Annotated in this window: 14 protein-coding genes; 6 read left to right on the top strand and 8 right to left on the bottom strand. The window is 66.5% G+C overall.

Annotated elements, in window-relative coordinates:
• Positions 1-184: 184 nt before the first annotated feature.
• Positions 185-799 carry an SH3 domain-containing protein gene (locus tag ACFQU1_RS02350; RefSeq protein WP_378128829.1) on the top strand — a complete coding sequence of 205 codons (615 nt, stop codon included), beginning with the start codon at positions 185-187 and terminating at the stop codon, positions 797-799.
• A 10-nt stretch (positions 800-809) separates the two neighbouring features.
• On the opposite strand, the gene otsA is transcribed toward ACFQU1_RS02350, so the two are convergent.
• The 4 genes from otsA to irrA are packed head-to-tail and all read right to left on the bottom strand — an operon-like array spanning position 810 to position 5,348.
• Positions 810-2,207 carry an alpha,alpha-trehalose-phosphate synthase (UDP-forming) gene (gene otsA, locus ACFQU1_RS02345; protein WP_378128827.1) on the bottom strand — a complete coding sequence of 466 codons (1,398 nt, stop codon included), beginning with the start codon at positions 2,205-2,207 and terminating at the stop codon, positions 810-812.
• Positions 2,204-3,985: a glycoside hydrolase family 15 protein gene (locus ACFQU1_RS02340; protein WP_378128825.1), complete on the bottom strand. Its 1,782-nt coding sequence runs from the start codon at positions 3,983-3,985 to the stop codon at positions 2,204-2,206. Before ACFQU1_RS02340 ends, otsA begins: the two co-directional genes overlap by 4 nt.
• Positions 3,982-4,800 (bottom strand): trehalose-phosphatase, encoded by an 819-nt coding sequence (gene otsB / locus ACFQU1_RS02335; RefSeq protein ID WP_378128822.1) that lies wholly within the window; start codon positions 4,798-4,800, stop codon positions 3,982-3,984. Before otsB ends, ACFQU1_RS02340 begins: the two co-directional genes overlap by 4 nt.
• Positions 4,801-4,847: 47 nt before the next feature.
• On the bottom strand, positions 4,848-5,348 hold the full coding sequence (irrA, locus tag ACFQU1_RS02330) for an iron response transcriptional regulator IrrA (RefSeq protein ID WP_378128820.1): 501 nt from the start codon (positions 5,346-5,348) through the stop codon (positions 4,848-4,850).
• A 266-nt stretch (positions 5,349-5,614) separates the two neighbouring features.
• Here irrA and fabA point away from each other — a divergent pair, with 266 nt between their 5' ends.
• From fabA to fabI, 3 genes are all read left to right on the top strand, one after another.
• Complete coding sequence (fabA, locus tag ACFQU1_RS02325) at positions 5,615-6,157, top strand: 3-hydroxyacyl-[acyl-carrier-protein] dehydratase FabA (protein ID WP_378128818.1); 543 nt, start codon at positions 5,615-5,617, stop codon at positions 6,155-6,157.
• Positions 6,158-6,259: 102 nt separating this feature from the next.
• On the top strand, positions 6,260-7,483 hold the full coding sequence (gene fabB / locus ACFQU1_RS02320) for a beta-ketoacyl-ACP synthase I (RefSeq protein WP_378128816.1): 1,224 nt from the start codon (positions 6,260-6,262) through the stop codon (positions 7,481-7,483).
• Positions 7,484-7,532: 49 nt separating this feature from the next.
• On the top strand, positions 7,533-8,411 hold the full coding sequence (gene fabI / locus ACFQU1_RS02315) for an enoyl-ACP reductase FabI (protein WP_378128814.1): 879 nt from the start codon (positions 7,533-7,535) through the stop codon (positions 8,409-8,411).
• A 66-nt stretch (positions 8,412-8,477) separates the two neighbouring features.
• On the opposite strand, the gene ACFQU1_RS02310 is transcribed toward fabI, so the two are convergent.
• The 4 genes from ACFQU1_RS02310 to ACFQU1_RS02295 are packed head-to-tail and all read right to left on the bottom strand — an operon-like array spanning position 8,478 to position 14,289.
• Positions 8,478-10,772 (bottom strand): glycosyltransferase, encoded by a 2,295-nt coding sequence (locus ACFQU1_RS02310; protein ID WP_378128812.1) that lies wholly within the window; start codon positions 10,770-10,772, stop codon positions 8,478-8,480.
• Positions 10,772-11,539: a hypothetical protein gene (locus ACFQU1_RS02305; protein ID WP_378128810.1), complete on the bottom strand. Its 768-nt coding sequence runs from the start codon at positions 11,537-11,539 to the stop codon at positions 10,772-10,774. Before ACFQU1_RS02305 ends, ACFQU1_RS02310 begins: the two co-directional genes overlap by 1 nt.
• A gap of 16 nt (positions 11,540-11,555) precedes the next feature.
• Complete coding sequence (locus tag ACFQU1_RS02300; RefSeq protein WP_378128808.1) at positions 11,556-13,193, bottom strand: hypothetical protein; 1,638 nt, start codon at positions 13,191-13,193, stop codon at positions 11,556-11,558.
• Positions 13,194-13,197: 4 nt separating this feature from the next.
• Positions 13,198-14,289 (bottom strand): hypothetical protein, encoded by a 1,092-nt coding sequence (locus ACFQU1_RS02295; RefSeq protein ID WP_378128806.1) that lies wholly within the window; start codon positions 14,287-14,289, stop codon positions 13,198-13,200.
• A gap of 634 nt (positions 14,290-14,923) precedes the next feature.
• On the opposite strand from ACFQU1_RS02295, the gene argH reads away from it, so the two are divergent.
• Together argH and ACFQU1_RS02285 are read left to right on the top strand one after the other, a co-directional pair.
• Positions 14,924-16,288, top strand: a complete 1,365-nt coding sequence (argH, locus tag ACFQU1_RS02290) for an argininosuccinate lyase (RefSeq protein WP_378129735.1) — start codon at positions 14,924-14,926, stop codon at positions 16,286-16,288.
• Complete coding sequence (locus ACFQU1_RS02285; RefSeq protein ID WP_378128804.1) at positions 16,270-17,541, top strand: TIGR03862 family flavoprotein; 1,272 nt, start codon at positions 16,270-16,272, stop codon at positions 17,539-17,541. Before argH ends, ACFQU1_RS02285 begins: the two co-directional genes overlap by 19 nt.
• Positions 17,542-17,879: the final 338 nt, after the last annotated feature.

The raw sequence follows: 17,879 nt of genomic DNA, 5'->3' as shown, positions 1-17,879 counted from the left end.
AGGCCGCGTTAACGCGGATCGGCCACAGATTGGCGTTATGCGCCCGCCCGTCAAGCGTCTGATGCACGCGCGATGGGTGCGCAAGCGCCGCCCGACGGCGCCTGCAAGGGCGCCTGCCTCTGGGGAGACAAGGCGAAGCACTGCCCGGCCCGATCGATTGTGGTAGTTTGAGGAGATCATGCCGATGCCGATCAAGTCATCCATCACCCGCCTCGCTTCTCTATTGGTGATCCTCGCGATCGCCGTGCCGGTCGTGGCCGCGGAACTGAGCGCGACGGCCTCCGCGCCCGAATCAGCCTCCGCGCCCAAGCCGGCCTCCGACGGCGGCGGCGTGAAGATGGCGGCCGCATCGGCGACCATGCCCGGCACCGCAAGCGGGCTGCCCGTGCCGCGCTACGTCAGCCTGAAGTCCGACCGGGTCAATCTGCGCGAGGGACCTTCCAAGGACCATCGCGTCGCCTGGGTCTATCAGCGGGCGGGGCTCCCCGTGGAGGTGACCGCGGAATTCGACACCTGGCGGCGTATCCGCGATGCGGAGGGCACGGAGGGCTGGGTGCTGCACAGCTTATTGTCAGGCCGGCGGACGGCGCTGGTCGCGCCCTGGGAAAAGGGCAAGACCTTCGAGATGCACGGCGGGACCGAGTCTAACTCGGAAATCGTCGCGCGCGTCGAGGCTGGCGTCATCGCCAATGTCAGCTCCTGCGACGGCACCTGGTGCCATGTGTCGGTGCGCGACGTGTCAGGTTATTTGAAGCAGGACCGGCTGTGGGGCGTCTATCCCCACGAGAACATGGACTGAGCGGCGCGCCCTACCAGCCGACGGCGCGGCGCCGGCGCGAGACATGTTCGAGATCCGACAGGAAGCCGGGCGCCCATTGGGCGATATCGGTGTCGCCCAGACGCTCCCACATGGACTGCCAGCGCTGGCAGCGTTCCTCGAGCGGCATGGCGAGCGCCTGGCTCAAGGCTGCCGCGGTCCCGTCCATGTCATAGGGATTGACCACCAGCGCCCCGTCGAGAACGCTGGCGGCCCCGGCAAAACGTGAGATCACCAGCACACCGGGATCGTCGGGGTCCTGCGCAGCCACGAATTCCTTGGCGACCAGATTCATGCCGTCACGCAGCGGCGTGACCACTCCCACCTTCGCCACCCGGTAGAGGCCGGCGAGTTCGAGCCGGGTGTGGGAGCGATTGACGTAGCGAATCGGCGTCCAGTTCGCCTCGCCGTAGCGGCCGTTGATGCGCCCGGCCGTCTCGCCCAGCGCACGCTGCATGGCGGCATATTCGGGAATGTCGCCGCGGCTCTTGGGCGTGATCTGCAGGAAGGTGACGTGGCCGCGCCATTCGGGCGACATCTCCAGCATGCGCTCGAAGGCATCGAGCCGCTGGGTCAGACCCTTCGAATAATCGAGCCGGTCGACGCCCATCAGCATGGGGCGGCCGTTGAGGCTCTCGGCGACCTCCTGCACGAAGCGCGACCGGCTCGCGCGCTTGGCCATCTTGGCAAAGCCGTGGCGGTCGATGCCGACGGGATAGACGCCCGTCCTCAGCTCCCGTCCGCCGGTTGAGAAAACGTGATCCTTGCGCGCGAAGGCGCCTGCCTCTTCGACGAGATAGCGCCCGAAATTGACCGCATCGCGCTCCGTCTGGAAGCCGACGAGGTCGCAGGCCGTCAAGGCCTGGCCGATTTCGGTGTGATTGGGCAGCGCCAGGAAGATGTCGGGCGAGGGCCAGGGGATGTGCTGGAAATAGCCGATGCGATTGGTCACGCCACGCGCGCGGAGCGCCTCGGCGAGCGGGATCAGATGATAGTCGTGGATCCAGACGAGATCGTTCGGCTCGATATATTTGACCAGGAGATCGGCGAAATAGCTGTTGACCCGCCTGTAGCCGGCGAGGTCGCCGCGGGCGAATTCGGTCAGGTCGAGGCGATAATGGAGCAGCGGCCAGAGTGTGCGGTTGGCGAAGCCGTTGTAATATTCGTCGAAATCCTCATGCGAGAGATCGCAGACCGCATAGGTGACCTTGCCGTGCTCGATGAGCGTGGCCTCGCCCTGCTGTCGGCCGCAACGCCCGCTCCATCCGAACCATAATCCGCCCCTCTCGGAGAGCACGTCGTTGAGCGCCACGGCCAATCCACCGGCGGCGACGCCACTCTTTTTCGAGGGAACGCCAACCCGGTTGGAAACGACCACCAGCTTGCTCAAAAGGCCTCCTCCCAGGAACGCGACAGCGACATTGCCGCATGTATGAGTCCGACCATCGAATAGGTTTGGGGAAAGTTACCCCACAATTCGCCAGTCTCCACATGAATGCCTTCGGAGAGAAGGCCGAGACTGTTCCGGCGGCCGAGAATATGCGTGAACAATTCGCGCGCCTCCGCCCCTCGCCCTATCTTGGCGAGGGCCTCGATATACCAGAGGGTGCAGATGGTAAAGGCCGTCTCAGGCCGGCCGAAGTCGTCCTCACCCGCATAGCGGAACAGATGATCGCCACGCTTCAACCGGACACCGATGGTCTCGACCGTGCTGCGGAAGCGCGGATCATCGGCGCGTACCAGACCCACATCCGCGAGAAGGAGGAGACTTGCATCGACGTCGTTGCCCCCGAAGGACGAAACGAAGCTGTTGACCTCCTCGTTCCAGGCTGCCGCAAAAATTCCGCTGCGCAGGCGATCGGCATGCTCCCGCCAGTAAGCGGCGCGATCGGTGAGATGAAGCTTGAGCGCAACACGCGCCAGCCGGTCGCAGGCCGCCCAGCACATCGCCGCCGAATGGGTGTGGACATTGGACAAGGTCCGGTATTCCCACAATCCTGCGTCCGGCTGATCCCACAGGGCGGCCGCGCGCTCGCCGAGAGCTTCCAGCCGGTAAAAGAGATCGAGATCTCCCTTGAGCTCCAGCCGGTCGTCGAAGAAGCACTGGGCGATGGCGAGAATCACCGAGCCGTAGCCGTCGTTCTGCCGCTGCAGATAGGCGGCATTGCCGCGGCGCACCGGCCCAAAGCCGCGGTAGCCCGGCAGGCAGTCGAGAGCCTCCTCGTCCAGCCGCTCCTGGAAGTGCAGGCCGAAGAGCGGCTGCAACTCGCGCCCGGCGCTGCGGGTGACGACATTCGCCACGTAGCTGATGAAATCCTCCATCGTCTTGGTGACGCCGAGGCGGTTCAGCGCACGGACCGTGAAAAAGGAATCTCTCAGCCAGCAGTAGCGGTAATCCCAGGTGCGCCCGCTCGTCCCATATTCCGGGATCGAGGTGGTGAGCGCCGCGACGATGCCGCCCGTCTCCTCATAAGCGCAGAGCTTGAGTGTAATGGCAGCCCGGATGACGACGTCCTGCCATTCATAGGGAATGGCGAGATAGCGCACCCACTCCCGCCAATATTGCATCGTCTCTTCGAGGAAGTGGCGGAAAACCGCGCCGGGCGCCTCGTTCAACGTCTCGTCGGGGCCGAGCACGAAGGTGAGCGGCCGCTCGAGCACGAAGGCCACTTCATCGAGGATGAGCCCGGGCGACGCATCGGTCGTCAGGCGCAGCGTCTGATCGCCGAGGCGGAAGCGGATGTGATTCGACCCGCGCGTGATTTCCGGCGGCAGGCGTCCGAAATCGTGGCGCGGCCTGACCCTGATCGTCACCTGCGGTGTGCCGACGAGCGGCTCGATCTTGCGCATCAGCATGGCCGGACGGAACAGACGGCCGCTGGATTTAAAGCGGGGCGCGAAATCGGTGATGCGCACGCGCGCCCCATCCGCCGTCTCGAGGATGGTCTCGAGAATGGCGGTATTGGGCCAATAGCGCCGCTCGGTGCGAACGACATCGGCGAGTTCCACGGCGAAGGCGCCATCGCCCGGCTGCGGGCTGCCGAGCAGTGCGTGGAAGACCGGGTCGCCGTCGAGGCGGGGATAGCAACACCAAACGATGCTGCCCTTGTCGTCGATCAGCGCCGCAAGGGCGCTGTTACCAATAACGCCAAGATCAAGATTCATCATGCAGTCGCACCCGTCCGATCGACCCGCGATGATGCGCCGGCACGCGCGATGAACGCCCTGACGCTGGCGGGATCGGGCAGGGAGAGGGTCGCCCCGACCTCCTCCGCCGGCCGGCCGATGACGACCGCGATGCCGTCCTTCTCCTTGGCGGCCACAAAGGCGTCCTCATCGGTGCGATCGTCGCCGAAGAAGACGGGCCGCCGCCCCGCAAAGGGCGGCTCGCTCGCGAAGGCGAGCAATGCCGATCCCTTGTGGGCGCCTGTGGTCCTGAGCTCCACGACAGCTTTACCCGGCAACACCTCGAGCGTGCCGTCGCTCGCATCAGCGAGCTTGGTCAAAAGCCGCTTAACGGTCAAGCGCTGCTCAGGTGCAGCTCGATAATGGAGAGCGATCGAGAGACCCTTGTCCTCCATCAGCACCCCAGTCATGTCGTCGAGGGCGGCGAGGATCGCATCACGCGCCGTGTCCAGCATAGGGGGCGGCTCGCGCCGCCGTACGGTGCCGCCGGCGTCGCGGCGCTCCAGTCCGTGGAGGCCGCCGATCGGCACGACGGCATTGTCGAAACGCCCGTCGAGCCAGGCGATCGCGCGCCCGCTCAGGAGGGCGACCGCATCGCCGTAGCGCTCCGCAAGGTCCCGCAATGCGTCGGGCAGACCTGGAGGAACCTCGACGGCGTCGGGCGAAAGCGCAATCTCGAGCAACGTCCCGTCGACATCGAAAAAGAAGGCATAATCCGAGGGATGGTCGATAACGTGTTGCAAAAGCGACGATGCCGCCTCCGGCGCATCGCCGCTCATCTTGTCTTCAATCGACATACTGATTTCCGGCCCGATACGCCCGGCCCCGAGTTGCTGTGGCAGTCTCAGGCCTTGCGGCGCAAACGAACGATGACGTCGACCCGAGCGATTTCCATCCCGGGCGGCGGCGGCGGCAGGTCGCCGACCTCGACCGCGGGCGCGGGAATGTCGACCAGCGTGTCATCACCTTCCAGGAAGAAGTGGTGATGATCCGTCACATTGGTATCGAAATAGGTCTTCGATCCGTCGACAGCGACTTCCCGCAGGAGGCCGGCTTCGGTGAACTGATGCAGGGTGTTGTAGACGGTTGCGAGCGACACGGGAACGCGCGCGAGCGTCGCCTCCTCATAGAGCATCTCAGCCGAGACATGCCGGTCACCCTTGGCGAAGAGCAGCCAGCCGAGCGAGACCCGCTGGCGGGTCGGCCGCAATCCCGCGCGGCGAAGATGCTCGCGCAGCTCGTGAACGGGACAGCCGCTCCGCACCGACCGCTCCTGCGGCCCGCCGGCCTGGTCCGACGGCTCCGATGCATCTCCAGCCACACGGACCTTGACGGTCTCGCTCATTGTCCCGCTTTCCAAATCTGCGCCCATAGGTTTTATAATCATAGGAACTCTAGCACATCCCCGCAACCCGGCGCAGCCGCGCAAGGCTGGCGCCGGCGGTTGCGGCCGCCGCATCTCCCGCTGCCGGTTCTGCGCGCCACACGAAATGATCTACGACCGTTCCTTCGCTAAAAGGATGGGATCCCGACTTTCGGCGCGCAAGTCGGTATGTTAGGACAACGATGGGTCGGCCGGCTCAGACGGAGCCTGCGAAACTTGACGAAACTATGAAGAGGTTGCCTCAAGGGATGGAGCGGCAGTCCAGTTTCAACTACGAAGAGCTTCTGGCCTGCGGCCGCGGCGAGATGTTCGGCGCCGGCAACGCGCAGCTGCCGCTGCCGCCAATGCTGATGTTCGATCGCATCTCGGCTATCGCCGATACCGGCGGCGAACACGGCAAGGGCTTCCTGCGCGCGGAGCTCGACGTCAGACCGGACCTCTGGTTCTTCCCGTGCCATTTCAAGGGCGACCCGGTGATGCCGGGCTGTCTTGGGCTGGACGCGCTCTGGCAACTCGTGGGCTTCTTCCTCGGCTGGCTGGGAGCGCCGGGGCGCGGCCGGGCGCTCGGCGTCGGCGAGGTCAAATTCATCGATCAGGTGCTGCCGAGCGTCAAACGCGTGGTCTACGGTGTGGATCTGAAACGCGTGTTCCGGTCGAAGCTCGTCCTCGGCATCGCCGACGGCTGGCTCGAGGCCGATGGCAAGCGCATCTATGTCGCCCAGGACCTTCGGGTCGGGCTGTTCCAGGTCGGCGCCGAGCAGGGTGGCTGACGAAATCTTTTCGTCCCGGCGCTGGACTTGCCCCTTTCGAGTGGTCATATCGCAGAGCGAAAGCGGCCGCCGGGTCGTGGGACAAGCAGAGGAACGATTGCGATGAAACGCGTTGTGGTGACCGGGATGGGCATTGTCTCGTCCATCGGCAACAACACGCAGGAGGTGCTCGCGTCGCTGCGCGAAGGACGGTCGGGAATCGTATTCGCCGACGACTACGCCAAGCTCGGTTTCCGCTGCCAAGTGCATGGAGCGCCGAAGATCGACGCCGCCGAATTGGTCGACCGCCGCGCCATGCGCTTTCTCGGCGAGGGTGCGGCCTGGAACCATATCGCCATGGAACAGGCGATCCGGGATTCCGGGCTCGAACCGGATGAAGTGTCGAATACCCGCACCGGCATCATCATGGGGTCGGGCGGACCGTCGGCGAGAGCCATCGTCGAGGCCGCCGATACGACCCGCAGCAAGGGCCCCAAGCGCGTCGGGCCCTTCGCCGTGCCGAAGGCGATGTCGTCGACCGCATCGGCCACGCTCGCCACCTGGTTCAAGATCAAGGGCGTGAACTATTCCATCTCCTCGGCCTGCGCGACGTCGAATCACTGCATCGGCAACGCCTACGAGATCATTCAGATGGGCAAGCAGGACGTGATCTTCGCCGGCGGCTGCGAGGAGCTCGACTGGACCTTGTCCGTGCTGTTCGACGCCATGGGCGCGATGTCGTCGAAATATAACGATCGGCCGCACACCGCCTCGCGCGCCTATGACAAGAACCGCGACGGCTTCGTCATCGCCGGCGGAGCGGGCGTTCTCGTGCTCGAAGAGCTGGAGCACGCCAAGGCTCGCGGCGCCAAGATCTACGGCGAGATCGTCGGCTATGGCGCGACCTCCGACGGCTACGACATGGTCGCCCCCTCCGGCGAGGGTGCGGTGCGCTGCATGCGCATGGCGCTGGAGACCGTGAAGGTGCCGGTCGACTACATCAATCCGCATGCGACCTCCACGCCGGCCGGCGACGCGCCGGAGATCGACGCCATTCGCACCGTCTTCGGGGCGGGGGAGAAATGCCCGCCGATCGCCGCCACCAAGTCGCTCACCGGCCACTCGCTCGGCGCGACGGGCGTACAGGAGGCGATCTATTCGCTGCTCATGATGAACAACGGCTTCATCTGCGAAAGCGCGAATATCGAGGAGCTCGATCCCGCCTTCGCCGACATGCCGATCGTCAGAAAGCGCATGGACGACGTGCGGATCGATTGCGTGCTGTCGAACTCCTTCGGTTTCGGCGGCACCAACGCGACGATCGTCATGAAACGAGTCGATCTCTGACCGGACGCGCCGGGCTGATGGACAGCTGGCGCATTCGCAATGAGCCTACATGAGCAGGCTTTTCACAGGGGCACGAGGAATGACCACGACGGGACTGATGCAGGGTAAACGCGGTCTCGTCATGGGCGTTGCCAACGATCATTCGATTGCCTGGGGCATCGCCAAGCAGCTGAGCGCGCACGGCGCGGAACTGGCCTTCACCTATCACGGCGAGGCTTTGCGCAAGCGCGTCGCGCCGCTCGCAGCGTCAGTGAACTCGTCTACGCTCCTGCCTTGCGACGTCGAGGACCTCGCTTCCGTCGACGCGGTTTTCGCGGCCCTCGAAGAGCAATGGGGAAGCCTCGACTTCGTCGTGCATGCGGTCGCCTTTTCCGACAAGAGCGAGCTCAAGGGCCGCTATGCCGATACGACGCGGGAGAACTTCGCCCGCACGATGCTGATCTCCTGCTTCTCCTTCACGGAGATCGCCAAGCGCGCCGCCGCGCTCATGACACGTGGCGGATCCTTGATCACGCTGACCTACGGCGGCTCGACACGGGTCATGCCGAACTACAATGTGATGGGGGTTGCCAAGGCCGCGCTTGAGGCCAGCGTGCGCTATCTCGCGGGCGACTTCGGCGCCGACCGGATCCGCGTCAATGCCATCTCGGCAGGGCCGGTGCGGACGCTCGCCGGGGCCGGCATCACGGATGCGCGGCTGATGTTCAACTACCAGCGCGCCCATGCGCCGCTGCGGCGCACGGTGACGATCGAGGAGATCGGCGGGGCGGCGGTTTACCTGCTGTCGGATCTCTCGACCGGTGTCACCGGCGAAATCCATTACGTCGATTCCGGCTACAACATCATCTCCATGCCGCGCCCGGAAGTCCTGAAGGCGCAGGAGGTTGCCGAAGCCGTCGTGGTTGCCGGCGCCGACGCCGCCGAGTGACCGGGCCGCTCGTCTCGGGCGAGTAAGGCGACCAGAGGCGAAGCACCCGGACCTGCCGGCCTTCGTTCAAGGAAACAGCGGTTTCAGCCGGATGTGATCGCCCGCGCCGGGAGCGGAGGACGAGAAGGGGCGCTCGATGGATTTGAGCGAGCCTATCCAGGTCCTGAAGACCGTCTCCACGCCTGCGATCATCGCCGCCACGCTGAAATGATCCTCATAGCGCCGCCGGCCGGCGCTGCCCATGCGCTCCCTCTCCGCCGGTGCCAGCGTCAGGCGCAGGATGGCGTCGATGAAATCCTCGGTCTCATCGGGATCGACGAGCAAGCCCGTCTCGCCGGGCAGGACGATATCCGCGCTGCCGCCGTTGCGGCCGGCGATCACCGCCTTGCCATGCATCATAGCCTCCACATAGACGAGCCCGAAGGCCTCGTGACGGGAGGGTGCCAGGATAAAATCGGACCGCTCGTACCAGGAGCGCAGCTCCTCCGCCGGCACATTGCCGCAGAAGGTGACGCGAGCGGCGATATCCGCATCGGCGCTCTCCAGGAACCGCTGCCGCAGCGTGGTGCCGGCGCCGTCGATCGGCAGATCCTCGCCAACCATGACGAGTTCGAGATGGGGCGCGGCATCGAGCAGATGCGGCGCGATGGCGAGCAATGCATCAGCCCCTTTGCGCGGCTCCAACCGGCCGATGAACACGGCCGTCACCCGGTTGTCCTTCGGCGCCTTCGCGCGGATCGCTCCCCGGCGATCGGGAACGCCATGGGGCACGGCGACGGTGCGCGGCCGCAGGAGACCCGGCAGCTTATAGACCCGTTCGAGATCGTCGATGATGGCGTGCGAATTCGACAGGAGAAAGGGAGCGGTGGCCAGCATCCAGCGCTCGGCGGCGATCACCCCGTCCACGATGGCCCGCTCCTTGGCCGAAGCCAGCGGTATCTCAAGGTTACGCGGCCGCGCGAGCGCATAGGTGGTGTGAAGCGAGACCGCCGTCGGCAGAAGCCCTCTCTTCAGGCAGGCGAAGGGCTCGAGGTCCCAAATGGGGCCGGAGACGAGATCAAGCCCACGCAAGGCGTGGATGCGCATAGCCTCGTCGAAGCAACGGACGGAGCGCGCTTCGAGGTGGCGAACCGCCGGGCCAAGGTTCAATCGCGCGGAGCCGACGACCTGTCGGTGCGACAGGCGGTGAACGAAGACCCCCCGTTCGAAATCGACGCTGTCGCCATCGCCGGGTGCGGCATCGGTGATGACCGAGATCTCGTGCCCCTCGCCCGCCAGGCCCTCGGCGAGCGTCTGCGTCCAGTTGCCGATGCCGCCCGTGGATCCGGGGGGATATTGCTGTGACAGCAGGCCGATGCGCAGCCGGTCCCGCGCCACAGACAGGCTGCTCGGCACGAAGAACATCGGCGCGGCCGTAGGTGGCGTGAGCGGGGTCAGCGGCGGCCGCGCCGCCGCCGCGCGGCCATCCGCCTCGCCCTGGGCGAGATCGGTGATCAAGGACGCCTTCTTGGGGAGATCGATATGGCCTTCCCGCGCAAGCAGCGCGATGTCGCGGGAGCGATCGCGCCGGAACCGCTCGAGCCGCCTCTCGACCAAAGCCGGATCGAGATGGCCGCGGCTGTGCCGCAGCGCGAAGTAATAGGTGCTGCGGGCGATCGCATAGAGCGACTGGGGGATCCGGGCCGCATTGCGCAAGTGGTTCGGGGCCTGCTTGTGATGCACCTCGGCCTGCGGCACGACCACATTCAGATAGCCCGCATCCATGATGCGGAAATTCAGATCGGTTTCGTCGAGCAGATAGCGATAGTTCTCGTCGAAGCCGCCGAGCTCCAGGAGGAGATCGCGCCGGAAGGCGATATTCGCACCCGTCAGGGCGAGGACGCGCGGCGCACCCGGGTGCTGATCGAGCCCGGCCGCCTCCGCCGTGGCGAAGCTTTCCAGCCGCCCCGTGCGATCGCAGGTGATGACTCGCGCCTGGAAATGAAGCCCGGTGCGGTCGCGGACGAAACCGCCCGCCGCCCCGACGCGCGGATCACGAAAGGGCTTGACCAGGGCATCGAGCCAGCCCGGTTCCGGAATGGCGTCGTCGTCGATGAAGGCGACGATGTCTCCGCCCGCGAGCCCAAGGCCGATATTGCGGGAGGCGGCAATATTGGCCGTGTCGCAGCGCGCGATCCGGATCTGGTCGCCATAGGCCGCGAGAATGGCGTCCGTGCCATCGTCGGACGGGCCATTGACGACGATCACCTCGAAGGCCCCGTAGCGCAGCAGCTTGAGCGCCGACAGCGTCGACGCGAGATAGGCTGCGCGGTTGAGCGTGTTGATGATCAGGCTGACGGCAGGCAGCTGTTCGACAGGCATTACAACTCTCGCATTTCCAGGATGAGGTCGAGGGTCGGCAGGGCTCCGGTCGTGCCGCGCCTCAGACCGACAAGGCGGCAGCCGTGAAGCTCGAAAAGCTCGATCACGACTTCCGGTGACATTTGCGGTGAGACTTGTGGTGAGACTTGCGGTGAAGCTCGAGGCGAGACTTGCGGACCGTCACCCGAGGCAGCCGGCATGCGCGGCCCGATCAGAAACAGCGACAAGCGGTCGAGCAGCCGCAGGCACAGGATGGCGCGGCCACGCATGGCGCGAGCCAGCATATGCGCCATGTTGCGCAGCATTTCCGGCGTCTCGCTGCCCGACAGGGGAATGGTGGCGGCGCAGAGCTCGGCCGGCGCATAGGCCTTGAGCCGTGCGATCAAATCCGAGCGATCGTCGGCGTGAAGGTCGAGCGCGATTTCCTCGGCAGGCGCGGCGCCCTCCCTGGCGAGAACGGCCGTTGCCGCCGGCATTGCTCCCGCGACCTCGGTGATCGTCTGCGCGGGCAGCCCGCGCAACGGCTCGAGATCGAGGCGCGCCGCCCGCAGCGCAATGACCTCGCGGCCGAGCCTGTCTACTTCGGCGCGCAGATCCTGCACGATGGCGCTGACGAGATGGAGCTCGTCCCTGTCGCGATCGAAACGGGAACCGACGCGCCGAACGAGCTTCGTCGCCCGGACGATGCTCGTGACGAGGCGCCCAACGAGCGGCAGGCGCCGCAAACGGCCGTAGAGATGCCTCAGATCCTGCAGATCGACATTCATGCGGCGCAGCTCCGGGTCATCGCACGGCCGCGGCGGGGCTGAGGAAGGCTTCGACGCTCGCGGCAGAGGTCGTATTCCAGGCGGCCACATAGGCCATCAGCCGCGGGAATGTGGCGTCCGTCGCGCCCAGAAGCTCGCGGATCTTACCGGCGAGATAGGCGGGATGCTCCGGCCGCTCGGCGACATAGAGGGCCCGCAGTTCCGCGTCATCCTGGAAGAGGGGGCAGGAGGCTCCGATCAGGCAGGGCACGCCCTGCGCCAGGCTCTCCAGAGAGAGACCGGGCACATATTCCGACGTGGCGACCGAAAGGGTGAGCGCCGTCTCGCGCAGCGCCGGCTTGAGATCATCTGGCGCGAGCGGCTGTGGACGGAGATCGCGCGCCCTGATGCCGAGTTCCTCGGCGAGCGCCAGCGCTCGATCGTCGAAGCCCGCGCCGGTCACCATGACCCCGGGAAGATCCGCCAGGGCACAGAGGCTGGAATAGGGCAGACTACCCCGTTGCCGCGATTGCGGGATCCAGATGCCGACCGTGTCGCGCACCTTCGGCGGGCGCAGGATCGCCGGATCCGCGGGAATGCGGTTCTGCACATAGCGGGCGTCGAAGCCGAAGGCGCGCAGAAAGCCGTCGAATCCCTTCCTGACGGCGCCGACGCGCCGAATGACGCGGCCCTTGGCGGCATCGAGCCACATGGAGAGCAGCCGCCAGTCTTCGGGCTCACCCATGTCGAGATAGCTTCCATGCCAGAGCAGATCGATCTCGAGGCGTCTGCGTCGACGAACCGCCTCGATGAGCCTCAGCATGGCCGGATCGCTGCCCGCCATGACGAGACGATCGACCGGCAATCCCGCCAGCCGCGCCGCACCGAGCTCGATTTCTGCGGCGGTCAGATCCTCGGGATGGCCGTCATCCGTCGGGAGAGGCAATGTCCGAGTGAAGAGATTGGTCGTCGTTGCCGCGGCGTCGCGCCATCGCGGCGAATAGATCGCGAGCGTTCCAGCCTGGGTATCGGACCGGGTTGTGGCCGCCATGGCGATTGCGATGCGGCTGTCGAGTTCCGCCTCGAAGGCGGCCAAGCGCAGCTGGCGGGCGCTGACATGGCGGCGGCGCCGTGCGCCTGCCGCCTTCGGCATGGCGAAGCGGACCGGCCGCGGCGTCACGTCGTAAAGATCGGCGAAGACGGGCGGGTGACCGGCCGTCTCGATGCGCACCAGCCCAGCGTCGGGCTCGCTCAAAAGCTCGATCGTGCAGGCGCCGTGCGGCAGGCGCAGGACATCGCCGGGAGTGATCCGGATCGCCAGCGGCACATGGAGGCCATGGCCGGCGCGCAGATTGCGGATGCGCTCGCCGCCGGTCGGCAGCGCGAGCGAGGTCAAGTTGAGCGGCGTTCCGGCCTCGGATGTGATGGCGGTGACCACCACCGCCTCCTCCGGCAGCCAGCGTGCGAAAGCCGGCGCCAGCGGCGTAACCAGCGTTTCGCCCGGACGTGGGCGCATGCGCGCCGCGGCTTTGATGCTCGACTGGCGGTTGAGCGGCTCCTCTCCCGTTCGCATGCGGGAAGCGGGTCGTCTGGGGATGCGGTCGAGGCGCAAACCACGCTTCAGGGAACGCGGCAAGCGGCCGAGCAGCAATCCGGTGACGCGGAGCCCAGCCATCGCGCTATGCCGCCGCTGGCCTGGGCAGCAGCGCCGCCGACGCCTCGCTGGCCCGATTGTGCAGCATGGCCCAGGTGGCGTGATAATCACAAACGAGGACAACCAGCTTGGCCGCAACCGCGTCCGCCTGCTCCCATTGCGGCACCTCCATGAGGTCGCCGATGCCCTCCGGCAGGGGAACGGCGCCCGGGCCGGCCAGAACGAGCCCCCCTTGGTCGAGAACGACGAGCGCGTCCTGGTCGACGAGGCCGTCGGAAAAGGGCGCGAGATAGACGACCGGTGTGCCGCCCAGGCGAGCGAGCGCCTCCTCCGTGGTTCGATAAGGAATGAGGCGGCTGGCGAGACCGAATGCTTCGAGCAGGGCGACGAGGTGAGAGGCTTCCTCGGGATGCAGGATGGCGCCGACGCGCTGCTCCGCAGCTGCAATCGTGAGCGCCGCCGCAGCGGCGACATGGCCATAGGAGGCGACAGCGCCGGCACCGCGGCCGAGCAGGAGCGCGACCCGCCCCATGCGTGGGCGGCGTCGAGCGGGCACCGGCGTCAGGGTGATGGGCAGCGCCCTGCCGCCCAAGGCGGCGACGGCGCCGCAAAGCTCTCCGCCCATGGCGAGCAGGGTGAGGCGCTCGGTATGCTCGCGCTGTAGAGCGACGAGGCCGCGCAGCACATCCCAGTCCCCCGCCTGCCAGCGCAGAGCAGCCGGAAGCACATAGCGCACGCCGACATGCCCCAGGCGGTTCATGAGAGGCGCCAGGATGCGGCGCGTCAATGGCCCGTCCACGACGACGACTTGCGGCATTGCGCCGTTGCGCAGGCAGGCCTCCAGAAGCTTCATCGCTTCATCGGTTTCCGGCAGGACGGACAGATCGAACACGACCTGCGCCTTCGGAACCGCCTGGGCGAGATATCGGCTCATCATGCGGCCGCCGACGCCCTCGACGACATGGCAGCAGATGGCCGGCTGGGTTACGCTCGTCTGATCTTCGAGAGTTCTTGCGGCTGTTTCCTCCGGCCGCTGGGCCGTCGGGCCAGCGCCGGAACGGCGCCCGCTGCGGGGCGGGCGAGGCCGCTCATCGGCTTGTTCGGATGAATCCGTCACGCCACGCCGGCGCGAGGAAGCCCTTTGAATAGCCACAGCAAAATCTCTCTAGCGCAATAGGTCGAACGAGCGAGCAATATCGTTGAATATCCCATGATCTTATGGATCGTTAACTCTGAGCGCAACACAATCTATTCATAATAAGATGAATCAATACTGCGATAGATGAAGCAGTTATTTTATTATCGAATGGTTGCACAAATAACGACGAAGAGCTTCACCGTGTTCGTTCGGCAAGACCCCGTCTGCGCAGCCGCCTCTTCTCGGCGAGCCCTGAAAGCCTGTCTCGAGCACCGGCGGACCTCCAGCGCCGCGGCCTGCTCGCGCCATGCACGATGGGCAGCACGCGGGCATAGCCTTTTCAAGATACCTCATCATGCGCATCGCGATTGCGTGAATGCCGCCGATGATATGGCGTTTCGCGCAGGGCCTCGGCGTCTCGGCAAAGGCTGCCCATCGCTTGCGCGCGCCGACCACCTGGCTTATGTCGCGGCGGACATCATCGCGCCGCCGGGCTTCTCCGCAGCGCGGGTGCTGAAACGAGGCTCCCATCGTGACTCGCGAGAAAACCGGACAGACAGGCGGCCAGCCCCCCAGCGAGGGCGAAGCCGGCAGGAGCGGCAGCGGCAACGCCATGTGGGGCGGCCGATTCAGTGCCTCGCCGAGCGCGCTCATGGAGGCCATCAATGTCTCCATCGGCTTCGACCAGCGGCTCGCCGCCGAAGACATCGCCGGCTCGCTCGCCCATAGCGCCATGCTGGCCAAGACCGGCATCATCGCCGAGGCCGATTATCAGGCGATCCGAACCGGGCTCGAAGCCGTTCGCCAGGAGATTGAGGAGGGGCGCTTTTCCTTCTCCACGGCGCTCGAAGACATCCATATGAATGTCGAGCAGCACCTGCGCGAGATCGCCGGGCCTGCAGCCGGCCGGCTGCACACCGCCCGCAGCCGCAACGACCAGGTCGCGACCGACGTGCGCCTCTTCGTACGCGCCGCCCACGACCGGGCGGTCGCGGGCCTCACGCAGCTGATGCGTGTTCTCCTTGCCCAGGCGGAGCACCATGCAGCGACCGTGATGCCCGGCTTCACGCATCTGCAGAGCGCGCAGCCGGTGACCTTCGGCCATCACCTGATGGCCTATGTCGAGATGTTCGGCCGCGACCGCAGCCGCATGCGGGACTCGCGCGCCCGCCTCAACGAGTGCCCGCTCGGCGCCGCAGCCCTCGCCGGCACGTCCTTCCCCATCGACCGCCACATGACGGCAAAAGCGCTCGACTTCGACGGCCCGACGCGTAATTCGATCGATTCCGTCTCCGACCGCGATTCCATTCTCGAATATATGGCGGCCGCGGCCATCGCCGCCGTGCATCTGTCGCGGCTCGCCGAGGAGCTCGTGATCTGGATGACGCCGCAATTCGGTTTCGTGCGGCTCTCCGACCGCTGGACGACCGGCTCCAGCATCATGCCGCAGAAGAAGAACCCGGATGCGGCCGAGCTCGTGCGCGCCAAGACGGGCCGCATCTTCGGCGCGCTCATCGGCCTGCTCACCGTCATGAAGGGCCTGCCCCTCTCCTATTCCAAGGATATGCAGGAGGACAAGGAGCGGCTGTTCGACGCTGTCGACACGCTCGAACTGGCGCTCGCGGCGATGGCCGGCATGATCGAGGATCTGACGGTCAATCCCGAGCGCATGGCGGCAGCCGCCGGTGCGGGCTTTGCCACCGCAACCGACCTCGCCGACTGGCTGGTGCGCACCCTCGACATGCCCTTCCGCGATGCCCACCATGTCACCGGCCGGCTGGTGGCCGAGGCCGAACGGCGCGGCGTCGCGCTGGAAGAGCTGCCGCTCGAAGCCCTGACCGCGGTCGAGCCGCGCATCACGGCGGCGGTCTATGACGTGCTCGGCGTCGAGAATTCCGTGAAGTCGCGGCAAAGCTTCGGCGGCACCGCGCCGGACCGCGTCAAGGAGCAGATCGCCTGGTGGAAGGCACGGCTCTGACCGCCACCGCAGCGCCCGCCCGCATCGCCGTCATCGGCGGCGGGCCGGGCGGGCTGATGGCGGCCGAGGTGCTCGCCCGGTGCGGGCACGCGGTCACCATCTACGAGCGCATGCCGAGCCCCGGCCGCAAATTCCTGATGGCCGGGCGGGGCGGCCTCAATCTCACCCACAGCGAACCGCTCGAGCATTTTCTCACGCGCTACGGCACGGCCGGGGCGCGGCTCGCTCCGGCCATCCAGAACTTTCCGCCAGAGGCCTTGCGCGACTGGTGCCATGGGCTGGGCATCGAGACCTTCGTCGGCACCAGCGGGCGGGTGTTTCCCAAGACGCTCAAGGCCTCGCCCCTGCTGCGCGCCTGGCTCGCCCGTCTCGGGGACTTCGGCGTGACGCTCGCCGCACGCCACAGCTGGACGGGCTTTGCCGAAGACCGCGGGCTTACCTTCGCCGGCCCCGGTGGTGACACGGTCACCGTTGCGGCGGACGCCGCCTTGCTCGCCCTCGGTGGCGCGAGCTGGGCCCGGCTCGGCAGCGACGGGACCTGGCAGGCGCCGCTTGCGGCACAGGGAGTGACGATCAAGCCGCTGAGGCCCGCCAATTGTGGCTTCCTCGTCGATTGGTCGGAGCATGCCCGTCGCTTTGCCGGCGAACCTTTGAAGCGGATCGCGCTCGCGGCCGGCGGGCGAACGGTCCGCGGCGAGGCGATGATCACCGCGAGCGGCCTCGAGGGCGGGGCGATCTATGCCCTTTCGGGTTTCTTGCGCGACACCATCGCCGCAGCAGGCACGGCGACGCTCAGTCTCGATCTGCGGCCGGACCTCTCGGCCGAAGTGCTGGCGGCGCGGCTTGCCCGCCCGCGCGGCCGGGCAAGCCTCTCCAATCATCTGCGCAAAGCCGTGGGACTTTCACCCGCCGCGATCGCGGTGCTGCGCGAATCGAGCCGCGACCTGCCCAACGATCCGGAAGCGCTCGCCCGGCACATCAAGGCCGCGCCGCTGAAGCTCACTGGCACCGCGTCGATCGCCCGTGCCATCTCGACCGCCGGCGGCATCGCCTTCGACGAGATCGACGACCATTACATGCTGCGCCGGCTCCCCGGCGTCTTTGTCGCCGGCGAAATGCTCGATTGGGAGGCGCCGACCGGCGGCTATCTCCTGCAGGCGGTTTTTTCCACCGCCGTGACGGCAGCGGAGGGGATCGCGCAGTGGCTCGGGCGCGACCGCTCCGGGATCGATATCCGGTCGACGCACGGCTGATCCTTCGCGCGCATCGGGTCTACCCTCGTTGCCCCACCCTTTGCGCCAGTCGGATAGATCCGGCTGCCGTTGGGAGGTGTCTCGCGCAGCGGGGTGGAGAGGGACATCAGGCAATAGCCTGCCCGGCCTCCGGCTTCCGCGCGAACCACCCTCCCCTTCAGGGAGGGATCAAGACGGCATGGTTCCTTTGTAGCCTCTGTGGCTCATGGTTCCCGGCTTGGTTTGCAGTCATCAAGACGCCGCTGGAGCCCGCATATAAGCCAGGGACGCCGCTGCCACTCGCGCAGTGCTGATGGCGCGGCGGTTTGCGCCGGCACCGAAACGGGTTAATCAGCGGC

This window comes from Chelatococcus sp. GCM10030263, from assembly GCF_042666455.1.
Taxonomy (GTDB): Bacteria; Pseudomonadota; Alphaproteobacteria; order Rhizobiales; family Beijerinckiaceae; genus Chelatococcus.
This window is presented reverse-complemented; position numbering and strand designations above follow the sequence as displayed.